The organism is Nocardioides sp. HDW12B, assembly GCF_011299595.1.
GTDB lineage: Bacteria > Actinomycetota > Actinomycetes > Propionibacteriales > Nocardioidaceae > Marmoricola_A.
In genome coordinates this window covers 1,716,224-1,739,922 of sequence record NZ_CP049867.1, presented here as the reverse complement: position 1 = coordinate 1,739,922, position 23,699 = coordinate 1,716,224, and the positions used below count along the sequence as shown (strand labels likewise).

At 72.9% G+C, this 23,699-nt stretch carries 22 protein-coding genes; 9 read left to right on the top strand and 13 right to left on the bottom strand.

Annotated elements, in window-relative coordinates; translation table 11 throughout:
• The first annotated feature begins 147 nt into the window (after window positions 1-147).
• Both G7072_RS08140 and G7072_RS08135 read left to right on the top strand, forming a co-directional pair.
• Window positions 148-1,191 (top strand): FkbM family methyltransferase, encoded by a 1,044-nt coding sequence (locus G7072_RS08140; protein WP_166085279.1) that lies wholly within the window; start codon window positions 148-150, stop codon window positions 1,189-1,191.
• A gap of 10 nt (window positions 1,192-1,201) precedes the next feature.
• Window positions 1,202-1,744, top strand: a complete 543-nt coding sequence (locus G7072_RS08135) for a HEAT repeat domain-containing protein (RefSeq protein WP_166085277.1) — start codon at window positions 1,202-1,204, stop codon at window positions 1,742-1,744.
• Here the strand turns inward: G7072_RS08135 and G7072_RS08130 are convergent.
• Window positions 1,639-2,634: a phosphotransferase gene (locus G7072_RS08130; protein ID WP_166085275.1), complete on the bottom strand. Its 996-nt coding sequence runs from the start codon at window positions 2,632-2,634 to the stop codon at window positions 1,639-1,641. The genes G7072_RS08135 and G7072_RS08130 overlap by 106 nt on opposite strands.
• 41 nt (window positions 2,635-2,675) lie before the next feature.
• Entirely contained in the window at window positions 2,676-3,221 is a 546-nt protein-coding gene (locus tag G7072_RS08125) for a flavin reductase family protein (protein ID WP_166085272.1), read from the bottom strand.
• A gap of 111 nt (window positions 3,222-3,332) precedes the next feature.
• Between G7072_RS08125 and G7072_RS08120 the strand changes: the two genes are divergently transcribed.
• Complete coding sequence (locus G7072_RS08120; RefSeq protein WP_166085270.1) at window positions 3,333-4,727, top strand: wax ester/triacylglycerol synthase family O-acyltransferase; 1,395 nt, start codon at window positions 3,333-3,335, stop codon at window positions 4,725-4,727.
• Window positions 4,728-4,838: 111 nt separating this feature from the next.
• Here G7072_RS08120 and G7072_RS08115 read toward each other — a convergent pair whose 3' ends face one another.
• From G7072_RS08115 to G7072_RS08105, 3 genes are read right to left on the bottom strand one after another with little or no spacing between them, the layout of a single operon-like run.
• Complete coding sequence (locus G7072_RS08115) at window positions 4,839-5,927, bottom strand: ferredoxin--NADP reductase (protein ID WP_166085268.1); 1,089 nt, start codon at window positions 5,925-5,927, stop codon at window positions 4,839-4,841.
• Window positions 5,920-6,216 carry a hypothetical protein gene (locus G7072_RS08110; RefSeq protein ID WP_166085266.1) on the bottom strand — a complete coding sequence of 99 codons (297 nt, stop codon included), beginning with the start codon at window positions 6,214-6,216 and terminating at the stop codon, window positions 5,920-5,922. The genes G7072_RS08115 and G7072_RS08110 overlap by 8 nt, the downstream gene beginning before the upstream one ends.
• Complete coding sequence (locus G7072_RS08105) at window positions 6,216-7,424, bottom strand: Rieske 2Fe-2S domain-containing protein (RefSeq protein WP_166085264.1); 1,209 nt, start codon at window positions 7,422-7,424, stop codon at window positions 6,216-6,218. The genes G7072_RS08110 and G7072_RS08105 overlap by 1 nt, the downstream gene beginning before the upstream one ends.
• A 154-nt stretch (window positions 7,425-7,578) precedes the next feature.
• Between G7072_RS08105 and G7072_RS08100 the strand changes: the two genes are divergently transcribed.
• The 3 genes from G7072_RS08100 to G7072_RS08090 are packed head-to-tail and all read left to right on the top strand — an operon-like array spanning window position 7,579 to window position 10,466.
• On the top strand, window positions 7,579-8,772 hold the full coding sequence (locus G7072_RS08100) for an acyl-CoA dehydrogenase family protein (RefSeq protein ID WP_166085262.1): 1,194 nt from the start codon (window positions 7,579-7,581) through the stop codon (window positions 8,770-8,772).
• 49 nt (window positions 8,773-8,821) lie between these two features.
• Window positions 8,822-9,928 (top strand): acyl-CoA dehydrogenase family protein, encoded by a 1,107-nt coding sequence (locus G7072_RS08095; RefSeq protein ID WP_166085260.1) that lies wholly within the window; start codon window positions 8,822-8,824, stop codon window positions 9,926-9,928.
• A 28-nt stretch (window positions 9,929-9,956) separates the two neighbouring features.
• The gene (locus tag G7072_RS08090; protein WP_166085258.1) at window positions 9,957-10,466 is read left to right on the top strand and encodes a YbaK/EbsC family protein; all 510 of its coding nucleotides are present in this window, start codon (window positions 9,957-9,959) and stop codon (window positions 10,464-10,466) included.
• A 15-nt stretch (window positions 10,467-10,481) separates the two neighbouring features.
• Here the strand turns inward: G7072_RS08090 and G7072_RS08085 are convergent, their stop codons facing one another.
• The 4 genes from G7072_RS08085 to G7072_RS08070 form a co-directional block, all read right to left on the bottom strand.
• Window positions 10,482-11,504, bottom strand: a complete 1,023-nt coding sequence (locus G7072_RS08085; RefSeq protein ID WP_166085256.1) for an NADPH:quinone reductase — start codon at window positions 11,502-11,504, stop codon at window positions 10,482-10,484.
• Window positions 11,505-11,535: 31 nt separating this feature from the next.
• Complete coding sequence (locus G7072_RS08080; protein ID WP_166085254.1) at window positions 11,536-12,333, bottom strand: hypothetical protein; 798 nt, start codon at window positions 12,331-12,333, stop codon at window positions 11,536-11,538.
• 109 nt (window positions 12,334-12,442) lie between these two features.
• On the bottom strand, window positions 12,443-13,546 hold the full coding sequence (locus tag G7072_RS08075; RefSeq protein ID WP_166085252.1) for a nitronate monooxygenase family protein: 1,104 nt from the start codon (window positions 13,544-13,546) through the stop codon (window positions 12,443-12,445).
• 1 nt (window position 13,547) lies between these two features.
• The gene (locus G7072_RS08070; RefSeq protein WP_166085250.1) at window positions 13,548-15,197 is read right to left on the bottom strand and encodes an acyl-CoA synthetase; all 1,650 of its coding nucleotides are present in this window, start codon (window positions 15,195-15,197) and stop codon (window positions 13,548-13,550) included.
• Window positions 15,198-15,286: 89 nt separating this feature from the next.
• On the opposite strand from G7072_RS08070, the gene G7072_RS08065 reads away from it, so the two are divergent.
• Window positions 15,287-16,075: a crotonase/enoyl-CoA hydratase family protein gene (locus tag G7072_RS08065; protein ID WP_166085247.1), complete on the top strand. Its 789-nt coding sequence runs from the start codon at window positions 15,287-15,289 to the stop codon at window positions 16,073-16,075.
• A 115-nt stretch (window positions 16,076-16,190) separates the two neighbouring features.
• Here G7072_RS08065 and G7072_RS08060 read toward each other — a convergent pair whose 3' ends face one another.
• Window positions 16,191-17,111 carry a L,D-transpeptidase family protein gene (locus G7072_RS08060; protein WP_166085245.1) on the bottom strand — a complete coding sequence of 307 codons (921 nt, stop codon included), beginning with the start codon at window positions 17,109-17,111 and terminating at the stop codon, window positions 16,191-16,193.
• Window positions 17,112-17,308: 197 nt separating this feature from the next.
• Here G7072_RS08060 and G7072_RS08055 point away from each other — a divergent pair, with 197 nt between their 5' ends.
• Window positions 17,309-18,592, top strand: a complete 1,284-nt coding sequence (locus tag G7072_RS08055; RefSeq protein ID WP_166085243.1) for an ATP-binding protein — start codon at window positions 17,309-17,311, stop codon at window positions 18,590-18,592.
• A 90-nt stretch (window positions 18,593-18,682) separates the two neighbouring features.
• Here the strand turns inward: G7072_RS08055 and fadD8 are convergent, their stop codons facing one another.
• Window positions 18,683-20,257, bottom strand: coding sequence for a fatty-acid--CoA ligase FadD8 (fadD8, locus tag G7072_RS08050; RefSeq protein WP_166085242.1), 1,575 nt, complete (start codon window positions 20,255-20,257; stop codon window positions 18,683-18,685).
• A 103-nt stretch (window positions 20,258-20,360) separates the two neighbouring features.
• On the opposite strand from fadD8, the gene G7072_RS08045 reads away from it, so the two are divergent.
• Window positions 20,361-20,834, top strand: a complete 474-nt coding sequence (locus tag G7072_RS08045) for a hypothetical protein (RefSeq protein ID WP_166085240.1) — start codon at window positions 20,361-20,363, stop codon at window positions 20,832-20,834.
• A gap of 103 nt (window positions 20,835-20,937) precedes the next feature.
• Here the strand turns inward: G7072_RS08045 and G7072_RS08040 are convergent, their stop codons facing one another.
• Both G7072_RS08040 and G7072_RS08035 read right to left on the bottom strand, forming a co-directional pair.
• Window positions 20,938-22,581 carry a cyclic nucleotide-binding domain-containing protein gene (locus tag G7072_RS08040; protein ID WP_166085238.1) on the bottom strand — a complete coding sequence of 548 codons (1,644 nt, stop codon included), beginning with the start codon at window positions 22,579-22,581 and terminating at the stop codon, window positions 20,938-20,940.
• A complete protein-coding gene (locus tag G7072_RS08035; protein WP_166085236.1) occupies window positions 22,578-23,615 on the bottom strand; it encodes an LLM class F420-dependent oxidoreductase in 1,038 nt (345 codons plus the stop codon). The genes G7072_RS08040 and G7072_RS08035 overlap by 4 nt, the downstream gene beginning before the upstream one ends.
• Window positions 23,616-23,699: the final 84 nt, after the last annotated feature.

Genomic DNA, 23,699 nt, shown 5'->3' with positions numbered 1-23,699 from the left:
GGCCGGGCCGCTGGTCTAGAGGCGGTGACGGGCCGGTCCAGCACGGCAGGGCCGGTGGTGGCAGCCGCTGGTCACCCCTCGGCAGAACCGCTCACGGACGCCGTTGACAACAGGGTGCGGCAGCCTCCGCGCGTGCTATCCATGAACATGCGAACGATCCAGGTGGCGGGGGCTGCAGGACGTCGTCGGCTGCCTCCCAGCCTGGCACGGCTGCGCGCGGTCCGTGACCGGCGCCGCGGCGGTGGGACACCGCTCGGCGACGACCTCCTCCTCCGCAGCGGCGCAGGCCCCCCGGACGTCACCCCGCTCGGGTCGGGAGGCTGGCTGCTCCGAGGACCCGCGCCCCGGGGCCGGCGGCTGGTCGTGGAGCAGGTCGACGAGGACACCTGGCTGGTACGCCGACGCGGCGCTGGCCGGGTGCTCCGCCCGCTCGGGCCGGACTCGCTGCGGACCGGGCTGCTCGTCGACCCGCAGGAGGTGCGCCGCCACCCCCTCGTCCACGAGCTCCAGCTGCTGCGTCACCTCGGCGAGCAGCACGTCGGCATCGTCCTGCGCCGGCTCGGCATCAACGTCGTGCTCGACGTGGGCGCCAACCGCGGTCAGTACGGTCGTGCGCTGCGCGCCGCGGGTTACGCCGGACGCATCGTCTCCTTCGAGCCGGTGCCGGCGAGCGCCGAGGTGCTGGAGGAGCGGACCGCGGACGATCCCGACTGGCAGGTGCACCGCTGCGCGCTGGGCGCCGAGGAGACCACGCTGGACATCCACGTCGGCAAGGGCCAGGGACGACTCAGCTCGCTGCTGCCGGCGTCCGACTTCGGCCGGGAGTGGAACCCGCGCATCGACACCACGACCACGCTCGCGGTCCCGGTACGGCGCCTCGACGGCCTCCTGGACGAGGTGCTGGCGGGCGTCGAGGATCCCCGGATCTACCTCAAGCTCGACACGCAGGGGTTCGACCTCCAGGCCTTCGCCGGCGCCGGGGACCGCATCGACGAGGTGCTGGCCATGCAGTCCGAGGTCTCGCTGGTGCCGCTCTACGAGAGCATGCCGCACGTGACCGAGCAGCTCGCGACCTACGAGCGGGCGGGGTTCGGGCTCACCGGCATCTTCCCGGTCGTCCGCGACGGCAGGACGATGAGGATCATCGAGTTCGACGCGATGATGGTCCGCGCTCCCGCGGCGGGCGACTGAGGCGCCAGCGGTGGTCCCGGTCTCCGACCCGCCGCGGTCCCGCGTCCACGCGGCGGTCCGCGAGCACGGCGAGGCCGCGGTCGTGGGCTGGTGCACCGAGCTGCTCCGCGGGTCCGGTCCGCACGGCGTGCCCCGCGAGGGAGCGCTCGTCCTCGGCGGCCGGCACGGCGTCGCCCTGCTCGCCGACCCGGGCGGCGACCATGCCTGGTGGTGGCAGGTCTGGGGTGCCCGCGGCCTCCTCCACGCCTGGCACCCCGACGCGGTGGGTCCCGTGCTGGCGGCTCTCGACCACCAGCAGTGGCGGGTCCGTGAGGGCGCCCTGCGGGTGGTGGCCCGTCGCCGCCTCGACCACGACCTCCAGCGGGTCGCCGACCGGCAGGACGACCCGGTCGCCCGTGTCCGCGCCGCCGCCGGCCGCGCCCTGGCCCGGATCGAGGCGGCGGACCGTCAGCCCGCCACGGCCGGGTCGAGCGTCTCCAGCAGCCACGCGCGGACCGGCCAGTCCTCCGCGGCCTCGGCCGACCGCGGCTCGCCCTCGAACGCGCGCACGTAGGAGAGCGCCTTCGTGACGCAGCCGGTCCGTCGGGCCAGCCGGACCCAGCGCTCCCTCTCGGTGGCCGAGCCGTGGTCGGCGTACACCTCGAGGTAGGCGTCGCGCACTCGCCGGACGCGGGGGTCGGTGACCTCGGTGCCGGCGTGCCATGCGATCGAGTTGAGCGTGGCGAGCAGGGTCGCGAAGGGGTGCGACCAGACTGCGTCACCCCAGTCGATGACCCGCGCGGCGTCGACGTCGCCGCCGGACGGGAGGCACACGTTCGAAGAGTGCAGGTCGTCGTGGTTGACCGACGGCACCACCCCCGAGGCGGCGAGCTCCGCGCACCAGTCGGCGTGGTCGGCGGCGACGGCCTCGAGCCGGTGGGTCTCCTCGACGGACAGCCCTCCGTCCTCGACGGGTGTGCCGGCCAGCCGAGCCGTGGTGTCGGCGAGGTGACCGGGCAGGAGGGACGGCCGCTGGTCCGGGACGCGGGCCGCCAGCACGTCGTGCTCGTGGCCGCTCAGGACCCGCTGCGCCTCGGCGTACCGCGGGAGCAGCAGCTCCCAGCGTCCCCACAGCTCCTCCGGCGGCCGGACCGAGCGCAGCGTCGGCCCGGCGTCGCGCATCAGCGTCCAGCCGCGGGCGTCGTCGGCGGCCAGCAGCTCCGGCACCAGGTCGGGCACGAGCTCGCTCATCAGCCGTGTCAGGCGGGACTCGTGCCGGGTGCCCGGGCCGTTGACCTTGAACCACACGCTCCCCCGGGTCGTGCCGAACCGGATCGCGCTGGACCACGCACGGGCGTGCGGCTGCTCCCACTCCCCCGTCAGCGAGCCCTCGCCCAGGTGGGCGGCGGTCCACGCGCGAGCCTCGTCGACGAAGGCGGGCGAGGTCCACAGATCGACGGGCATGCCGCGATCCTCACCGGGCGCCGCCGCGACGGCAACCGGTTTCAGGCGCCGGTGCCGATCCGCCACCAGCGGCCGCGCTGGTGGACCAGAGGCTCGTCGCCGAGGTCGGCGTCGGAGACCTCGGCGTGCTCGACCACGCAGGTCACCTCGACCGACCAACCCACCTCCCGCTCCGACTCCAGGCGTACGCCGAGCCGGGCCGGTGCGTCGACGAGGCCAGGCCCCCACGGCGTCTGCTCGAACCCGGCGTGGGTGAACGCCCCGCCGGGGGCGGGAGCGGTGCCGGCGAACATCTCGGCCAGCTGGCGGTGCGACCAGGCCAGCACCTGGACCGTCGCGACGCCGGTGTCCCGCAGCACCCCGACCACGTCGCTGTCGGGGTCGAGCAGCGCCAGCACGCGCGCGGGCTCGCCCGCCGCCACCATCATCGACGACACCGTCAGCCCGGCCCAGGCCCCACCGGCGGGCTCGGGCCCCGAGCCGGCGGTCCAGAGGGTGACGCCGGAGGCGAGCCGGCCCCGGAACCGGCGCAGGGCGTCGCGGTCCTCACGAGCGGGCTCGAAGGGGTGGGACCGGTGGATGGTCATGGCTCCCATCATGCCCGCGGGGTGGACGGGTTCGGAGAACGGCGAGCGGGCGGAGCGGGGTTCGGGGACACTGGCGCGAGCGGTCCGCCGGGGCCGGAGGAGGCGGGGCGGGTGGCCAAGGTTCTCAAGATCAACGACGCCGGCTGGTTGCTGGCCGAGACGTCGCGGACCCCCGCGCACGTCGGGGTGCTGGCGACCTTCACGATGCCCGACGACGCCGGTGAGGACTACCTCGAGGACCTCGTCACGCGCTGGCGCGAGCACGCCACCTTCCAGCCGCCGTTCAACTACAAGCTGCGCGGGCTGGTGCGCGGCGTCGGCCTGCCGCGGTGGGAGCAGCTCGCCGACGAGGACATCGACCTCGACTACCACCTGCGTCACTCCGCGGTGCCCTCCCCCGGCGGCGAGCGCGAGCTCGGCGTCCTGGTGTCCCGCCTGCACTCCGCGCGTCTTGACCGGACCTACCCGCTGTGGGAGTGCCACGTCATCGAGGGCGTCGCCGAGCGCCAGTGGTCGATGTACATGAAGGTCCACCACTCCCAGATCGACGGCGTGGGCGGCGTACGCCTGGCCAACCGGATCTTCTCGGTCGACCCCGAGGCGCGCGGGATGCTGCCGCCGTGGGCGGTCGGCACCCGCGGCGCCGACCAGTCCGGGCTGCCGCCGAAGACCAAGGAGGTCGCGAAGGCCGACGACTCCGGTCCGGGCATCGTGCGGTCCGCCGCGTCGGTCGCCGGGAGCCTCGCGTCGACGTACCTCGAGAGCGCGACGGGCTCCGGCGACCGCAAGCGCGCCGTCCCGTGGCGCGCTCCTCGTTCGGTCTTCAACGTGCGCATCGGCAAGCCGCGGCGCTTCGCGACCCAGACCTACGACATGGACCGGGTCAAGCGGGTCGCGAAGGCGGCCGACGGCAGCCTCAACGACGTCTTCCTGGCCATCTGCGGCGGCGCGCTGCGCCGCTACCTGCTCGAGCTGGACAAGCTCCCGAGCAGCAGCCTGACCACGATCGTGCCCGTGTCGGTGCGCCAGGAGGGCGTGGGCGTCGGCAACGCCATCACGTTCCTCTACGCCAAGCTCGGCACCGACGTGGAGGACCCGGTGGAGCGGATCCGCGTGGTGCGCGAGTCGACGCAGAAGGGCAAGCAGCGGCTGCCCACCGCGGCCGGCGCCACCATGGACGCCTACACGGCGCTGCTGATGACGCCGTTCCTCGGCCAGGCGATGCTGGGCATCGGCGGGGTCGGGGTGCAGGCCGCGAACGTCGTGATCAGCAACGTGCCGGGCATGAAGGAGCAGCGCTACTTCGACGGCTCCCGTGTCGAGGAGTACTACCCCTTGAGCCTGCTCTTCCACGGCCAGGCCCTCAACATCACCTGCGTCAGCAACGCCCAGTCGCTGTGCATCGGCTTCACCGGCTCCCGCGACGCCGTACCCAGCCTGCAGAAGATCGCCGTCTACGCCGGCGAGGCCCTCGAGGAGCTCGAGCAGGTCCTCGGGCTGGGGTGAGGGGGCTGTCGGTTTCACTGGGTACCTAGTGAAACTGGCGCTTCCCGAACGAAACTTCGTCGGGGAAGCACCGGTTTCACTAGGTACCCAGTGAAACCGGCAGGACGCCTCTCAGCCGGAGTAGGTGATGCGGACCTCGTCGGAGACGGGGAGGGACTGGCAGGCGAGGCGGATGCCGTCGGCGAGGTCGTCGGCGTCGAGCACGTCGTTGGCGCGCATCGACACCTCACCGTCGGTGACGATGCAGGCGCAGGCCGAGCAGTTGCCCTCCCGGCAGGAGTACGGCGCTCCCACGCCCTGGGACAGCAGGAAGTCCAGCAACGGGGTGCCGGGGTCCCACCCGTCGAGGGCGAACTCCTCCCCGTCGAGGTCGCCCACGACCCGGGCGGGGGTTTCGCGCAGCGGCGGGTCCGGCTCCTCGGCGCCCGGGTCGCCGATGTCGACGACCCCCGAGCCCCCGCTGATGGCGGCGTCGCCGAAGGGGTTGCCGCCGAGGGAGACGAACTTCTCCTGGTGCCGTCGCTCGCGGGGGAAGCCGAGCTCCTTGAGCATCGCCACCACACCGCCCATGAACGGCCCGGGCCCGCAGACGAAGGCGTCGTAGCTGCGGAAGTACTCCGCCACCGGACGGAGACGGTCGGCGGTGGGCAGCCCTTGCAGGCTCTCCAGCCAGTGCACCAGCACGAAGCGGTCGACGTACTTCTCGGAGAGCTCGGCGAGCTCGCGCGCGAAGATCACCGACGACTCGTCACGGTTGGCGTAGACGAGGACGAGGTGGCCGCTGCCGTGGGTCAGCGCCGACTTCACGATCGACATCACCGGCGTGATCCCGCTGCCGCCGGCGAAGAGGAGCAGGTCGGCGTCGAGGTCGGCCGGGGTGAAGATCCCGCTCGGCGGCAGCACCGTCAGCGTGGTGCCCGGGCGGACGTTGTCGCAGATCCAGTTCGACGCGTAGCCGTCGGCGGTGCGCTTGACGGTGACCTGGAGGTGACCGGTCTCGTGGGGTGCGCTCGACAGGGAGTAGCAGCGCGCCGCGACGCCGGTCTGCTCGCTCGGGACGGCGAGGGTGAGGAACTGGCCCGGCTTGTAGGTCAGCCCGGCCGGCGCCTCGAGGACGAGGGAGCGCGCGTCGCCGGTCTCCTCCACCACCTCGAGGACCCGGAGGTCGAGCGGACCCGAGGGGTCACGGACCTCAGTCAACGGTGCCGCCGATCTCGAGGCGGCCCTCGCGGACCGCGGTGCGGATGCTCGCCGACAGCCTGCCGCAGGCGGCGGGCACGCGGTGGGGGTTCTCCGCGCGGGCGCGGGCGAGCTCGGCGCAGTGGGCGCTGGACTGCGCGTCCCACTGGATGCTCGTGTGGAACTCGCTCTGCTTGTGCACGCGCACCCGGGCCAGGCAGTCCAGGCACGAGACCTCGGCGAGGTGGCCCTCGAGGTAGCGCCGCCGGTCCTCGTGGGTCTCCTCGCTCAGGGGGGCGAAGGAGGTCATCACACCCCGCCGGGGGTCTCGACGGGCTCGACCGACGCGGGCCGCTCGACCGACGCGGCGTCGGCGTACTGCTCGTCCTCGGCCTGGCGGCGTCGGAGGTTCTCCTCCACCTCGCGCTGCCAGCTCTCGTTGGCGTGGGTGGTGTCGACCTCGAACTCGAAGCGCTGCGTCATCTCCGGCGTCACGTCGGCGACGTCGACGTAGAACTGCTCGTACCACCGCCGCAGCTGGTAGACCGGCCCGTCCTCCTCGCACAGCAGGGGGTTCTGGATCGGCGACTTGTTCTTCCAGATGTGCACGTCCTGCAGGAAGCCCTCGCCGAACATGTCGCTGTACTTCTTGGCGATCTTGTTCGACGTCTCGTCGTCGAGGCCCTCGGGCTTCTTCACCATGAGGCCGTACTGCAGGCGGAACGAGTCGTCGCTGACCGGCACGTGGCAGTTGACGAGGATGACCTCGATCTCGAAGCCCTTGTACGTCGTGGTGAGCGGGTTGATCATGTACGACGGCCCGAAGTAGCTGGCCTCCGACTGCAGCAGCAGGTCGCTGTCGCCGTACCCGGCGCCGGCCATGTCCTGACGGCCCGAGGAGTGCATGAACTGGGTGGCGACGTGGCCCTCGAAGACGTTCTTGAAGTACTTCGGGTAGGCGTAGTGGATGTAGAAGAAGTGCGCCATGTCCACGACGTTGTCGACGATCTCGCGGCAGTGGGCGTTGGGGATGTCGAGGGTGTTCCAGGTCCAGCCGGTCCACTCGTCGGAGGCGACCTGCGGGATCTCGGGAATCATCTGCTCGGCGATCGGCGGGTTGCCCTCGACGTCGTGCCACACGAAGAGCTGGCCGTTGCGCTCCATCGCCGTCCAGGTCCGGGTGCGGGCCCGCAGCGGGATGCGCTTGGCGTAGGGGATGGCCTTGCAGCGGCCGTCGCCGCCCCAGCGCCAGTCGTGGAAGGGGCACGCGATCTCGTCGCCCTTGACGGTGCCCTGGGTGAGGTCGCCGCCCATGTGGCGGCAGTAGCCGTCGAGGACCTGGAGGTCTCCCTGGCTGTCGGCCCACACGACGAGCTTCGTGCCGAAGGCGGGCACGCTGTGGGGCTTGCCGTCGCGGAAGTCCTCGGCGAGGCCGAGGCAGTGCCAGCCGCGCGCGAACCGCTGCGGCGGCGTACCGCGGTCGATCAGGCGGGGGTCGTGCTTCCCCTGGGTCTGCACTGGCTGTCCTGCCTGCACGGGGGCCTCCACGGGTCTCGACAAGGCTGACGCTCGGATCGATACTTAGAACACGTTACAGTTTTGAGGAGCCTGGGACCAGCCGTGCGACCGCGTCGTGACCGTCCCCACTCTCCCACCAGCGCCGAGGAGACCCATGCACATCGCGCTCACGCCGGAGCAGGAGGCGCTGCGCGCCGAGCTGCGCGAGTACTTCGCCGACCTCGTCACCGACGAGGTCCGCGCTGGGCTCAGTGCCGCGACCGGCGAGTTCGGCGACACCGCGGTCTACAAGGACGTCATCCGCCGCATCGGCCGCGACGGCTGGCTCGGCATCGGCTGGCCGGCGGAGTACGGCGGCCAGGACCGCTCGATGGTCGACCAGCTGATCTTCTCCGACGCCGCCGCGGTGGCCGGCGTGCCGATCCCCTACCTGACGCTCAACACCGTCGGGCCGACGATCATGCGCTACGGCACGCCGGAGCAGAAGGAGCACTTCCTGCCCCGCATCCTCACCGGCGACCTGCACTTCTCGATCGGCTACTCCGAGCCCGACTCCGGCACCGACCTCGCGTCGCTCAAGACGCGCGCGCGCCGCGACGGCGAGGACTGGGTGATCGACGGACAGAAGATGTGGACCAGCCTGGTGCAGTACGCCGACTGGATCTGGCTCGCCTGCCGCACCGACCCCGACCTCCCGCGCCACAAGGGCCTGTCGATGATCCTGGTGCCGGCCGATGCGGCCGGGTTCTCCTACACCCCGGTGCACACCGTCGCCGGCGTCTCGACGTCAGCGACCTACTACGAGGGCGTCCGGGTCCCGGCGACGAACCTGGTCGGCGAGCTCAACGGCGGCTGGCCGCTGATGACCAACCAGCTCAACCACGAGCGAGTGGCGCTGACGTCCGCGGCGCCGTTGCAGCACTCGATCCGGCTGGTGCGCGAGTGGGCCCAGCAGACCAAGGACCCCGGTACCGGCGGCCGCGTCATCGACGCCGAGTGGGTGCAGGTGCTGCTCGGACGCGCCCACGCCCGCGCCGAGATGCTGGCGCTGATGAACTGGAAGATCGCCTCCGCGGGCAAGGACGGGGGCGAGGACCTGAGCCCCGCCGACGCCTCGGCGACCAAGGTCTACGGCTCCGAGCTGGCGACCCAGGTCTACCGCTCGCTCATGGAGGTGGTCGGCCCCAACAGCGTCGTGCACGCCGACTCCCCCGCCGCCGTCGTGCGGGGCCGGCTCGAGCGCTACCACCGCTCGTCGCTGGTGATGACCTTCGGCGGCGGCACCAACGAGATCCAGCGCGACATCATCGGCATGGTCGGTCTCGGCCTGCCCCCGGCGCGTCGCTGAGCAGCGACCCGCCGGTCGAGCTCGCCGAGACCCCCCACGAGAGGAACCCATGGACTTCACCCCCACCGTCGGCCAGAGCGACGTCGAGCCCCTGGCCGCCCGCATCCTCGCCGACCGCTGCACCCCGGACCGGCTGGCCGCGGTCGAGGCCGGCGGCGACCGCTTCGACCGCGAGCTGTGGCACGAGCTCGGCACCGCCGGGCTGCTGGGTCTCGCGGTCCCCGAGACGTACGGCGGCGCCGGGCTGGGCCTGCTGGAGCTGACCACCGTGCTGGTCGAGGCCGGCAAGGTCGTGGCGCCGGAGCCGCTGGCCCCCCACACCGTGGCCGCCCTGGCGCTCGCCCGCTGGGCCGGCAGCGACCTGGCGCAGACCTGGTTGCCGCGTGCCGCCACCGGCGAGGCCGTGCTGACGGTCGCCGTCGCCGAGGACGGCGTGGCCGAGCCGCGCCGACCCGGCACCACCGCGGTCCGCTCGGGGCAGGACTGGGTCGTCACCGGCACCAAGACCACCGTGGTCGCGGGCGTGTCCGCCGACCTCCACCTCGTGCCGGCCGCCACCGACCACGGCGTGGTGGTGCTCGCCGTACCGGCCGACGCGGAGGGGTTGAGCGTCCACGAGCAGCGGACCACCGACGGCGACCGGACCGCCCGGCTCGAGCTCGACGGCGTCCGCGTGCCGGAGGCCTCACGGCTCGGCGACTCCGAGGCGCACGGCTGGCTGCTGGACCACCTCGCGGTGGCGCACGCGGCGCTCCAGCTCGGGGTGTGCGAGGGCGCGCTGCGGCTGACGGCCGACTACGCGCGGACGCGTGAGCAGTTCGGCCGGCCCATCGGCACGTTCCAGGCGGTCTCGCAGCGGCTGGCCGACGGCTTCATCGACGTCGCGGGCCTCCGGCTGACGGTGACCCAGGCGGCGTGGCGGCTGGCCGAGGGCCTGCCGGCGGAGGCGGAGGTCGCGACCGCCCGGCTGTGGGCGTGCGACACCGGGCACACGATCGCCCATACTGCCGTGCACGTCCACGGCGGCGTCGGCATCGACCTCGACGCGCCGGCGCACCGCTACTTCACCGCCGCCAAGCGGTGGGAGATGGCACTCGGCGGCACCACGCTGGCCGCCCGCGCCGTCGGTCGGGTGCTGGCCGCCGAGCCGGTCTGAGACCTGGCGGGGGTGGCAGGCTGGGGCGATGAGCGACTCCCGGCCCGACGCCGCCGCCGACCCCTCCGACCCCTCCGACCAGTCGCACCGGGCGGTCGCGGCCGCCGAGGCCCTCGGGCTGGAGCACGTCGTCACCCGGCACGGGCGCGTGCGGTCGTTGCAGGAGGCGGCCGACGCCCGCGGCGTACCGCCGTCCGCGATCGTCAAGTCCCTGGTCGTCCGGGTCTCCGACGGCGACCACCGCTTCGTGCTGGTGCCCGGGGACCGTGAGATCAGCTGGCCCAAGCTGCGCGCCCTGCTCGGGGTGAACCGGCTGTCGATGCCCGACGCGGCGACGGCGTACGACGTCACCGGCTACGTCCGCGGCACCATCACCCCGCTGGGCTCCACGCAGCCGTGGCCCGTCGTCGCCGACGAGCGGATGACCGGCCCGGTGTCGCTGGGAGGCGGAGCCCACGGTGTGGCGCTGACCGTCGACGCCGCTGCGCTCGTCGCCGCGCTGGACGCCACCGTCGCGGACGTCACCGAACCGGCGTGAACAAGATGTGCGCGGTCAGCCGGTGACGTCGACGATGACCTTGCCGACGGCGCCGCTCTCCACGGCGGCGTGGGCGCCGGCGGTGTCCTCGAGGGCGAAGTGGTGCAGGGGTACGCCGTGCTCCTCGCCGACCGTGACGACGCCTTCGGCGATGCCCCGGGACACGTCGCGCACGGCGCGCTGCTTCCACTCCGCCGGCGCGCTGTAGACCAGCACGAACTGCCAGCGGGCGTTGAGCAGCATCTGGGGCCGCACCGGCAGCGTCAGCGGGGCCTTGTCGTCGTCAGCGTAGACCGCCACGGCACCCCCGGTCGCCAGCACGCCGGCGACGATCTCGGCGTTGGCCGCGGCGGCCACCTCGACGACGACGTGCACACCGTCGGGGGCGATCTCGCGCACGGCCTCGACGACGTCCTCCTCGCGGTAGTTCACGACGTGGCGGGCGCCGGCCCGGCGGGCCAGATCGGCCTTCTCGGGGCCGCTGACGGTGGTGATGACCTCGGCGCCCGACCAGGTGGCGAGCTTGATGGCGGCGTTGCCGACCGCGCCGGCACCGCCGGAGACCAGCACGGTGACCCCGTCGAGGGCCCCCGGCCCGAGCTCGAGCGGGCCGCCCTCCCCCACGGTCAGGCAGCGGTGGGCGGTCATGAACGGGATGCCGACGCTCGCGCCCAGGTCGAAGGACGCCTCGTCGGGCAGCGGCACGGCCCGGTCGGCCGGCAGCACGGTCAGCTCCTGCGCGGTGCCGTCGGGCCGGTTGAAGGCGGCCTCCCACAGCCACACCCGCTCGCCGACGCGGCTCTCGTCGACGCCCTCGCCGACCGCCTCGACGACGCCGGCGCCGTCCTGGTTGGGCACCTGGGCCGGCTCCACGGCGACACCCGGCTCGGCACCGCGGCGGTTCTTCCAGTCGGTGGGGTTGACACCCGAGCGGTGCACGGCGACGCGGACCTCGCCCGGGCCGGGCTCGGTCGGCTGCTTGTCGCTCAGGGTCAGGACGTCGGGCTCGCCGGTGACGGCGTACGAGATGGCGCGCATGGCGCGACCCTAGCCCCGGGCCGGGCGTGCGTCAGGTGCCCGGCACCGGTACGACGACCGCGAGCTGGCGTCCGACGGTGGTGAAGCCGGTCCCCTCCAGGAGCGGGGCCGAGGTCTCGACCCGCCCGCGGACGATCGCGAGCGTGGTGCCCCAGTCCCAGCCGGTGGCCAGCCGGGTCCGCAGCACCGCGGCGTACACGCCCTGGCGGCGCGCGGCCGGCATCGTCGCCCCGCCCCACAGGCGCAGCACGTCCCCGGCCCGCGACATCCCGCCCGAGCCGAGCGGCTCGTCGCCGCGCCAGGCGACGAAGCGGGCGTCGGTGCGGGCGTCCCACTGGGCACGGCAGTCCGCGACCAGGTCCGTGACGCGTGCGTCGTCAGCGGGCTTCTCGTCGAAGACCGCCACGTCGACGCGGTCCAGGCCGCGGGCGTCGCGCTCGTTCAGCACCGGTCGGACCTCGGGGGCACCGGACGCGACCGGGGGCGGCGTACCGGTGAACGCGAGCTGGGCCAGCGTCTCCTCCACGTGACCGCGTTCGAGGAGCGCCGCGAGCAGGTCCTCGTGGGCGGGGCGCTCGGCGACGTGCAGGCGGACCTCGCGCTCACCGGCGGCGCGGGTGCGTTCGAGGACTGCGTCCAGCAGGTCGCCCGGGGCGGGGTCGTCGGTCCCGGTCAGGTGCAGCGTGGCGTGCATCCGGCGGGCGACGTACGCCGGGAAGCGCACGACCCGCGCGCCGGGGACCTCCCACGTCTCGGACCCGTCCGGCACCCAGAACCAGTCCACGAACGCCTGCGCGACCGCCTCGTCGCTCCACTCCCTCGCGCCCACGTCCACATCCCCATGGTGCCGTCAGATGTCGTTCACAAGAACGTTCAGAGCCCCTGGTGCAGGTCCCGGCCGGGGTTCTGAACGTTCACTTGAACGAAATGTGCGCCGCTCAGGCGTGGCGGATCTTGTCGAGGCGCCCGACGGCGTCCTCGAAGCCGGACACCAGCTCCGCCATCACGGCGGCCACGGGGCGCACCTCGTTCATGGACCCCACGATCTGGCCCACCGGCATCGAGATGACGTCGGGGTCGCCGTGCTCGTTCATGCGGCTGTGGGCCTCGGAGACGAGCAGGTTCTGCAGCGGCATCGGCAGCGGGGCGGGCGCGCCCTCCTCCGCCCAGGCCTCGGTCCAGCGCGTCTTGAGCAGCCGCGCCGGCTTGCCCGTGTAGACCCGGGCCCGCACGGTGTCGGCGCTGCTGGCCCGCAGGAACGCCTCGGTCATGCCCTTGTTGGTGTTGAGGTTCTGGTACTCCTCGGTCGTCAGCCAGACCGACCCGGTCCACACGCCCTGCGCGCCCAGCGCCAATGAGGCGGCGACCTGCCGCCCGGTGCCGATGCCGCCGGCGCCGAGCACCGGCACGTCACCGACCGCGTCGACGATCTCCGGGCACAGCACCATGCTGGCGATCTCGCCGGTGTGCCCGCCCGCCTCGTAGCCCTGGGCGATGACGATGTCGACGCCGTTGGCGACGTGGGACGCGGCGTGCTTGGCCGCGCCGGCCAGCGCCGCGACCTTCACGCCCTTCGCGTGCGCCTGCTCGATCACGTCGACCGGCGGCGAGCCGAGCGCGTTGGCGATGAGCACCGGACGGTGGGTCAGCGCGACGTCGACGTGGCTGCGGGCCTTGGAGTGCAGCCACCCCAGCACGCCCTCTCGACCGGCGCCCTCCGCCAGCGGGGGCACGCCGAGCTTCTGCAGCGTCTGCTCGACGAAGTCCTTGTGTCCTTGGGGGATCATCGCACCGAGGTCGAGCGAGGTGCCCTCGTCGGGCATCTTCATCGGCATCACGACGTCGACGCCGTAGGGGCGACCGTCGGTGTTCTCGTCCATCCAGGTCAGGACCCGGTCGAGCTCCTCGGCCTCGTTGAACCGCACCGCCCCGAGGACGCCCAACCCGCCGGCGCGCGAGACCGCCGCGGCGACGTGCTCGCTCGGGGTGAAGGCGAAGATCGGGTGGTCGATGCCGAACTGGTCGCAGAGATCGGTCCGCACGTCAGGCCCCCGCGCCGGCCGGCACGCCGTCAGACACCCCGGCCAGCGCCAGGTCACGCGCCTTCGGGTAGTTGGCCTTGCCGGTCACGTGGCGCGGGATCTGGTCCACCGTCACGAGCGAGCGTGGGATCTTGTAGCCCGACAGCTGCGAGCGCAGGTGGGCGTCGAGGTCCGTCAGGGACGGGGTCTCCTCGCCCTCACGGGTCTGCACGACGGCGGTCACCCGCTGGCCGAAGCGCTCGTCGGGGGTCGCCACCACCAGCGCGTCGAAGACGGCCGGGTGGGTCTTCAGCGCCATCTCGACCTCCTCGGGGTAGACCTTCTCGCCGCCGGTGTTGATGCAGTTGGACCCGCGGCCGAGCAGCGTGATCCGGTTGCCGTCCTCGATGCGGACGAAGTCGCCGGGCACCGAGTAGCGGGCGCCGTCGATCTCGAGGAACGTGGCGGCCGACTTCTCCGGGTCCTTGTAGTAGCCCAGCGGCACGCTGCCGCCTCGTGCCAGCCGCCCCACCACGCCGACGTTGGCGGCCGGGTCGAGGATGCGGTTCTGCTCGTCGAGCACCACGACCTCCGGGCCGAGCGTGGTCACCGCTCCCTCGGCCTTGAGGCTCTCCTTGTCGACCATGCCCATGCCCTGGAAGCCGGTCTCGCTGGAGCCCACGGAGTCGGTGAAGATCGTGTTCGGGAAGGCCGCCATCCAGCGCTCCTTGACCGGGCGGCTGAAGATGGCCGCGCTGCTGGAGACGGCGAACAGCGAGGAGGCGTCGTACTCGCCGCGCTCGAACTCCTCGATCAGCGGGCGCGCCATCGCGTCGCCGGTCATGAAGATCAGCTGCACCTTCTCGCGCTCGATGGTCGACCAGATCTCGGCCGGGTCGAAGGTCGGCGCCAGGATCGTGGCGTGGCCGGCGAAGAGGTGCATGAGCATCCCCCACTGCGCACCGCCGTGCATGATCGGGCTGAGGGGGAAGGTCATCATCGGCTGGCCCTCGGTCGCCTTCCTCGACTGGCTGTGCTCCTCGAGCCGCTCACCGCTGTAGAAGTCGATGCCGCCGCCGAGGGTGCGCCAGACGTCCTCGTGGCGCCACATCACGCCCTTGGGGTAGCCGGTGGTGCCGCCGGTGTAGACGACGTACAGGTCGTCGTTGGAGCGCTCGTCGAAGTCGCGTCCGGTGGGCCGGTCGGCGACCGCGTCGGCCCAGGCCACCCCGCCGTACGACGCCACCGCCTCCCGGGCCGAGGCCTCCTCGGTGCCGTCGTCGATCACCACGACCCGGCGCAGCTGGTCGTGCTTGGGGAAGACCTTGGCGACCAGGTCGGCGTACACCCGCTCGTGGAGCAGGACCACGAGGTCGGCGTTGTCGACGATGTAGTCGAGCTCGCCCTCGACGTAGCGGTAGTTGATGTTGATGGCGATCGCGCGCAACTTGTACGCCGCCAGCAGCGCCACCACGTGCTCGACGCTGTTCTTCGACAGGATCCCGACGTGGTCTCCGGCGCCGACGCCCTCCGAGGCGAGGTAGTGGGCGAGCCGGTTGGCCTCGCTCTCCAGCTCGGCGTAGGTCACGCGGCGCTCGCCGACGATCAGGGCCGTCCGCTCGGGGACGACGTCGACGGCGTGCTCGAAGAGGTCAGCGATGTTGAGGGCCACGGGAGGCAGACTAGAACACGTTCTCGTTTCTGACTAGGGTGAGCGGCACCGGCGGTCGCACCGCCGGGACCCCGATCCGAGGAGAGCCCATGTCGGTCCCCCACGCCCTCGTCGAGCTCGTCGACCACACCCTCGTGGTGACCATGAACCGGCCCGAGAAGCGCAACGCGCTGTCCGGCGAGATGCTCGCGATCATGAGCGACGCCTGGGACCGGGTGAACGAGGATCCCGACGTCCGGGTCGCGATCCTGACCGGCGCGGGCGGGGCGTTCTGCGCCGGCGCCGACCTCACGGCGATGACCAGCAGCCACCCCAGCGACAGCTTCGAGAGCGGGGCGTTCGACCCGTCGGTGATCAAGTCGCTGCTCAAGGGCTTCCGGCTGACCAAGCCGCTGATCGCCGCCGTGGAGGGGCCGGCGATCGCGGGCGGCACCGAGATCCTGCAGGCCACCGACATCCGCGTCGCCGGAGAGAGTGCTCGCTTCGGCGTCTCGGAGGTGCGGTGGGGCCTCTACCCGCTCGGCGGCTCCGCCGTGCGTCTCCCCCGCCAGATCCCCTACACCGTGGCCGCCGACCTGCTGCTGACCGGCCGTCACGTCAAGGCGCCCGAGGCCCGCGAGCTCGGCCTCATCGGCCACGTCGTGCCCGACGGCGAGGCCCTCGCCAAGGCCCACGAGCTGGCAGGCCTGATCGCGGCGAACGGACCGCTCGCGGTGCAGGCGGTGCTGCGCACCATCCGCGACAGCGAGGGCCTGCACGAGAACGACACCTGGAAGGCCGACGCCGAGGTCGGGGCCGCGGTGTTCGCGAGCGAGGACGCGAAGGAGGGCCCGCGGGCCTTCCTGGAGAAGCGCGCCCCGCAGTTCACCGGCCGCTGAGCCGGCAGGACGCGGGAGGGACGCGGGAGGGACGCGGGCAGGACGCGGAAGGGCCGCCGGGCCGCCACGGGGGCGGCCCGACGGCCAGAGAGGTCGTGCCTGGGCCTGTGGGAGGTCAGGACCAGTACACGACGACCTTGTCGCCGACGAGCACCTCGTCGTACAGGCCCGCGATGGCGTCGTAGTCACGGATGTTGACGCAGCCGTGGGACGCGCCGGCGTACCCGGTGGCCGCGAAGTCGGGCGAGTAGTGCACGGCCTGGCCGCCGCTGAAGAACATCGCGAACGGCATCGAGGTGTCGTAGAGGCTCGAGACGTGGTCGCGGTCCTTGAAGGTCACCGCGAACTGCCCCTCACGGGTGGTGTAGCCGTTGCCGCCGAAGCGCGCGTCCAGCGTGAGCTGGACCTCGCCGTCGATCACCCAGCGCAGGCTGCTGCTCGACTTGTCGACGCACAGCACGCGCCCGGTCAGGCACCGCGGGTCCAGCCCGGCGCCGTCGGCCGGGTCCACCGGCTCCGGCTCGACGTTGGCGAGCTCGTCCGCGGTCGGCTCCGTGGTCATCGCCTCCAGCCGCTCCAGGGTCACGGTGTCGAGCGAGCCCGTCGAGGGCAGCCCGCGCTTGGTCTGGAAGCCGGCGACCGCGGCGCGCGAGGCGTCGCCGTAGTAGTCGGTGACGTCGCCGGAGAGCCAGAAGATCTGCCGCAGCCGGGCCTGCATCTCCCGGACCTCCGGCCCCTGGTCGCCGGGAGCGAGCAGGACGGGTGCGGGCTCGGGCGTCGGCTCCAGCGTGACCTGCGGAGCGGGGGTGCGCCGCGGAGCGGGTCGTTGCGGAGCCGGACGCTCCGAGGGGTCGGCCTTCGGGTCCGAGCCGCGGCCCGGGTCGACCGACGGGGTGGGGGCCGGGGCGGGAGCGGCCGCGCTGGGGCGGGCTCCGTCCAGGGCGGCGCGGTGGTCGGCGTACGCCGAACCGACGCCCCAGGCGCCACCGGCGAGGGCAGCGGTCGCGACGGCGACAGCGACGATCCTGCGTGACATGACGTGTTCCTCTCGACGGGTTGTCTGACCTCAAGACGCACCACGCGCCTCAAAGGTTGCACGTCGGTGCCCGCGAGGTGCTCCGCCACACGGGTGCGGCCGGAATCCCTGCCCGTGCGGGGATTCCTCCGCATGAGGTACGTCGGAACGCCGCAACTGTGGCGTGTCGCATGGGGCGGGTGGGGTAGAAACGTCGCGTGACCGACCCCAGTCGAGATCGCTCGCAGGAGCTGCGCCGTCTGCGCCCGCACCCCTCGAGCGTCGCCGAGGCCCGCCACGCGGTCCGTGCCGCGCTCCGCACGTCGCTGCCCGACCCCGACCTGCTCGACACCGCCGAGCTGTGCGTGAGCGAGCTCGTCACCAACGCCGTGGTGCACGCGGGCACCGAGATCGACGTCGCCGTCGTGCTGTACGACGGCGGGGCGCGTGTCGAGGTCCTCGACCGCAGCGCGCACCTGCCCGTCCCGCGCCACTACGTCAGCCTGGCCTCGACCGGCCGCGGACTGCTCATGGTCGACCAGCTCTGCACGCGGTGGGGCGTGAGCTCGCGCGTGAACTCGAAGACGGTGTGGTTCGAGGTCGGAGGCGTCTCGGACCTGCCCGACCACGACCCGACCCCGATGAGCGGGTCCAGCCTGCTGCCCATCGTTCCCGTGGTGCTGCGCCGGGTCCCGCTGCTGCTGCACGCCGCCTGGCAGATCCACGCGGAGTCGCTGCTGCGCGAGATCCTCCTGGTGCGTCTCGACGAGGAGTCCTTGTCCGGTCTCGAGGAGCACGCGTCGGCGAGCGCCGCGATCGCCCTGATGGAGCAGCAGATCCGTCGCCCCGACCTGGGACAGGCCCCCGAGGAGGTGATGGCCGGGGCGGTGGAGCCACTGGTGTCGGCCGACGAGATCGTGCTCGAGGTGCCGCCCGGCTCGGTGCGGCACTTCGCGGTGCTCAACCGGCTGCTGGAGGACGCCGCCGAGATGGCCGACTCCGGGTCGCTGCTCACCCCGCCGATCCAGCCGGAGATCCGCGACTTCCGACGGTGGATCTGCCAGGAGGTGGCCCGGCAGGCGGCCGGCGACGCCCCCGTCACCTGGGACCCGTCCGTGCGCCGCGGACCCCCCGCGTCCGCCCCGCCGCTGCGGTGGGACGCCTCCGTGGTGCAGCAGTCGGCCGAGGCCGTCATCGCCGCCGACGACAGCGGCACCGTGGTCGCGGTCAGCCACGCCGCGGCGACGGCGCTCGGCTACCCCGACCCCGCCGCGCTGGTGGGGGGCCGGCTGATCGACGTCATCCCCGAGCGGTTCCGCCAGGCCCACCTCGCCGGGGTGACCCTGCACCTCTTCGCCGGGCGGGGCCCGCTGATCGACACGCCCGTGACGGTCCCGGCCCTGTGTGCCGACGGCCACGAGGTCCTCGTCGAGGTGCTGGTCCGCTCCCGCGCCCTGTCCCACGACCGGCGCCTCTTCACCGCCCACCTCACCCCCGCCTGAGGGCTGAGGATTCCGTTCAAAAGAACGTTCAGAACTGCACCTCGAGCGTGGTGAGTCACTTCTGAACATTCTTTTGAACGAAATGTGCGCCTAGACGGAGCGGGCGTGGCCCTGCCAGTACGTCGCCCGCAGCGTCTTCTTGTCGGGCTTGCCCAGGGCGGTGAGCGGGAGGGCGTCGACGTACTCGACCTGCTTGGGGGTGTGGACCGAGCCCTTGCGCTGCTTGACCGCCTCCTGGATCTCGGCGGTGACGCGCTCGCGCGCCCCGTCGTCGTACCCCTCGCGCAGCACGACAACGGCGGTGACGGCCTCCCCCCACTTCTCGTCCGGTACGCCGATGACGCCGACCTGGGCGACCGCGGGGTGCTCGGCGACGACGTCCTCGACCTCGCGGGGGAAGACGTTGAAGCCACCGGTGACGATCATGTCCTTGGTGCGGTCGACGATGTACCAGAAGCCGTCCTCGTCCTCACGCGCGACGTCGCCGGTGTGCAGCCACCCGTCTCGGAAGGTCTCGGCGGTCTCGTCGGGCAGGTTCCAGTAGCCGGCCGCGAGCAGCGGCCCGGCGACGCAGATCTCCCCCGGCTCGCCGACCGGGACGCGCTCGCCGGTCTCGTCGAGCAGCGCCGTGCGCAGGAACGCGCTCGGGCGGCCGCAGGAGGCGAGCTTGTCGCGGCGCAGGTGGTCGGCCTTGGCGAGGTAGGTGATGACCATCGGCGCCTCGGACTGGCCGTAGTACTGCGCGAAGATCGGGCCGAAGCGCTCGACCCCCTCGGCCAGCCGGGTCGGGTTGATGGCGGAAGCGCCGTAGTAGATCGTCTCGAGGCTCGACAGGTCGCGAGTGCGGCTGTCCGGGTGGTCCATGAGCGCGTAGAGCATGCTCGGCACCAGCATGGTGGCGCTGACCCGGTGCCGCTCGATCGCCTCCAGCACCTCGGCGGGGTCGAAGCGCGGCAGGACGACCATCGACCCGCCGGCCATGAGCGTGGGCAGGAAGAACGCCGCCCCCGCGTGGCTGAGCGGGGTGCACATGAGGAAGCGGGGCTGCTCGGGCCACTCCCACTCGGCGAGCTGGACCGTGGTCATGGTCGCGATCGAGCCGGTGGTGCCGACGACGCCCTTCGGCTTGCCGGTGGTGCCGCCGGTGTAGGTGATGCCGACGACCGTGTCGGGCGGCAGGTCGAGCGGGACCAGCGGCTCCGGCGTCTGCTTGTCGGTGAGCGCGCTGATGTCGGTGCCGAGGTCGCTCGGGCCGAAGGTCAGCACCTGGGTGAGGCAGTCGACCCGCTCGAGCAGCGCGCGGGCGCGGTCGGCGAAGAGCGGGTCGACGATGAGCGTCTCGACGCCGGCGTCGGCGAGCACGTAGGCGTGGTCGTCCACCGAGCCGAGCGGGTGCAGCGCCGTACGACGCAGCCCGAGCAGCTGGCCGGCGCCGATGCTGACCAGCACCTCCGGGCGGTTGAGGGCGAGCAGTCCCACGGTCGACCCGCTTCCGACGCCGACCTCGTCGAGCGCCTGGATGAAGCAGCTCGTGCGGTCGGCCAGGTCCTGGCCGGTCCAGGTGTCGCCGTCGATGTGCAGCACCGGGGCGTCCCGGTGGCGGCGCAGGGCGTGGACGAGGAGGTGGCCGTTGTGGGGGCCGGTGCGGAGGTCGAGGTCGGGCATCGGGTCAGACTAGAACGTGTTCCAGAGACCGACAACGGCCGCGCGGGCTGCGCGAGTGGGAACCTGGAGGTTCCGGCGTGCGTCCCAGGGTGGAGGAGGAACCATGACCCCACGAGTACGGCGACAGGTCCGCGCCCGTGTGGCGACCGGTGTCCTCCTCGCGACCCTCGTCGCGGGGTGCGGGGATGCCCGCGACGAGGGTCCCGAGGCCGGGGTCGGCGACGCTCCCACCGCGGCTGCGTCGAGCCCGGCGCCGCGAACGACCTCGGAGCCGGTCGGCAAGGCCGCCGGCGTGCCGACCCGGCTCGGTCCGGGCGACCCGCGACCGGGGATCGTGTGCGCGGACGGCGCACGGGCGACCGGCTTCTTCGACTTCGCCGCGGGGGCGAAGGGCGACCCGACGCCCGAGGAGGCCGTCGAGCGCAGGCTCGCCGCGGGTGAGTCGTTCGTCATGACCGAGGACGGCGGGACCGCCTGGGTGCTGCGGCCCGACGGTACGGCGCACACGCGGCTCAGCCTGGTGCACCTGCGGGGCTGGCTGGTCGACACCACCGACGGGTGCCCGGGCGGCGAGTGAGGCGTGTGCGCGAGAGACGTTCCGCGCGTACACACGCGACGTCTCGCGCGTACACACGTGACGCTTCGCGCGTACACACGTGACGCTTCGCGAGCGGTGAGGGTCAGGCGTCGGCGGCGGGGTCGTCGTCGCGCAGCCGCTCGTCGAGGATGGTGGCGGCCACCGGGTGCAGCCCGGTGGTCCCGGGGTGCCCGCTGACGGCGGCGAGGAACGGCTGGCGCCCCAGCTCGTAGACGGTCGCCGCACCGTGGGCGGAGACGGTCGCGGTCCGCGGCGTACCGGTCAGCAGGGCGATCTCCCCCACCCCGTCCCCGCGGTGCCGCAGCCCGAGCGAGCGGCCGCCGCGCTCGATGTGCAGCGCACCGTCGGCGATGACGTAGTAGGCGTCCCCCGGGTCGCCCTCGCGGATCAGGACCTCGTCGGGTGCGAGGGTCCGTCGCTCCATGGCCATCGCCACCGACTCCAGCGCCGGTGGGGGCAGGCCGCCGAACATCCGCATGTCGCGCAGCAGGCTGATCTCCACGACGGGCACGGTCGCGGCCGCGTCCACCGACATCAGCCGGCGACCGCCGAGGAGCGCGACCAGCGGCAGCACCAGCGCAATGCCGACGATGGCTCCCCGGTCGCCGCCGAGCTCGACGAACACCGGCACCAGCAGGGAGCCGACGGCGAGGGCGGCCATGGTTAGCCCCTCGAGCTGGCCGAAGACCCGGCCCAGCAGGTGCGGAGGCACCGACCGTTGCAGCAGTGTCCGCCCGGCCACGTCGAGCAGGGACCGGAACGCTCCCACCAGCGCCAGCAGCACCGCGGAGGTCCACACGCCCGGGGCGACGGCGACCAGCGCGAGGCAGGCGCCGGCGGCCACCGCCGAGCCGAGGATGGGCCACGCCAGCCGACGCCCCACGAGCAGCGCGGCGACGACGGTGGCGAGCAGTCCCCCGATCCCGAAACCGGTCTGCAGGTAGCCCACCCAGCCGTCGCCGGCCCCCAGCACGTCGATGGCGATGACCACGAAGAGCACGTCGAGACCGCCGATGAGGACCCACTGCACCGTCAGCAGCGCCAGCAGCAGCCTGGCCTCGGGGCCCAGCCGGGGACGCGGGCCGTGCTCGGCGGCGAGGTGTGAGGCGTCGTGGCCGACGACCACCCGGTGGCCGAGCTTCCACACCATCGCCCCGCCCAGCAGGCTCGCGACGCCCGCGAGCACCAGCCCCGCGGTCGGTCCGGACGCGGCGAGCAGCCAGCCGGCGACCAGGCCGGAGGCGATCACGCCGAGGTTCTCGATCCAGCCGACCAGCACGTTGGCCTCGGTCAGGTCCTCCGGGGCGGTGGCCAGGCGGGGCAGCAGCGCGGCCTGCGCCGGACGCGCGGTGACGACGGCCACCGAGGCGACCACGGAGCCGACGTACACCCCGAGGACGTCGCCGAGCGCCGCCGCACCACCGGCCACGACCAGACCGGCGCCCTGCACGACGTACCCGCCGTAGAGCACGGTCCAGGGCGGGTAGCGGTCGCAGAGGCGTGCGATGTACGGCGCCGCGACGGCGGCCGGGGCCAGCTGGGCCAGTGCGACGAGCCCCGCCTCGGTGGCACCGCCGCGCTTGAACGCGATGACGAGGACGACGACCCAGGCGACGTACTCGCTGAGGATGAACAGGCCGTAGGCACCGACGAGGCGCCCGATGGGCGGGCGCCGACGGGCCAGCGAGGCGACGGATCCGAGTCCCCCACCCGGACGCCCGCTCACCCCAGCACGACCTCGGCCACCTGTCGGATCTCGTCGGCCGAGCGGCACGAGAGCAGCAAGGTCGTCACCCCGGCGTCCTCCCACTGCTGCACGCGGTCCTTGACGAGGGCGGCGTCGCCGATGATGTGGATGTCGTCGACGAGCTCGTCGGGGATGAGGGCGGTCGCCTCGTCCTTGCGGCCGTCGAGGTAGAGCTCCTGGACCCGGTCGGCGGTGTCGGCGTACCCCATCCGCTCGAAGACCTGCTTGTGGAAGTTCGCCTCCTTCGCGCCCATCCCGCCCATGTAGAGCGCCGCGAACGGCTTCATCGCCTCGAGGGCGCGGGGCCGGTCGTCGGTGACCTCGAGGTGGCAGGTGGCGGCGATCTCGAACGTCTCGGGCGTGTGCCGCGCGCCCTCGCGGGCGAATCCCTCGGCCAGCCACGGGCGGTACATGTCGGCCGAGGCCGGGGAGTAGAAGATCGGGAGCCAGCCGTCGGCGATCTCGGCGGTCTGGGCGACGTTCTTGGGGCCCTCCGCGCCGAGCCAGATCGGGACGTCAGCGCGCAGCGGGTGGGTGATCGGCTTCAGTGGCTTGCCGAGACCGACCGAGCCCTCGCCGTGGAACGGCAGCGGGTAGTGCGGGCCGTCGTTGGTGACCGGGCCCTGCCGGGCGAGGACCTGGCGGATGATGTCGACGACCTCGCGGGTGCGGGCCAGCGGCTTGGAGAACGGCTGGCCGTACCAGCCCTCCACCACCTGCGGACCCGAGACGCCCATGCCGAGGATGACGCGGCCGTTCGAGAGGTGGTCGAGCGTCAGCGTGTGCATGGCGATCGAGGTCGGCGTGCGTCCCGACATCTGCACGATGGAGGTGCCGAGCCGCAGCCGCTCGGTGTCCTTGCCCCACCACGCCAGCGGGGTGAACGCGTCGCTCCCCCACGCCTCGGCGGTGAAGACGGCGTCGAAGCCGCAGCGCTCCGCCTCCGCGACCATCTCGGCGACGCCCTCCGGCGGTCGCGCTCCCCAGTACCCCAGCTGCAGACCCAGTTTCATGCCGGTCACCCTGCCACGGCACGGTCCCGCCCGGGCGTGATGTCGCTCGCAGCGGGTCGCCCTTGCGGTGCAGAACTAGAACGT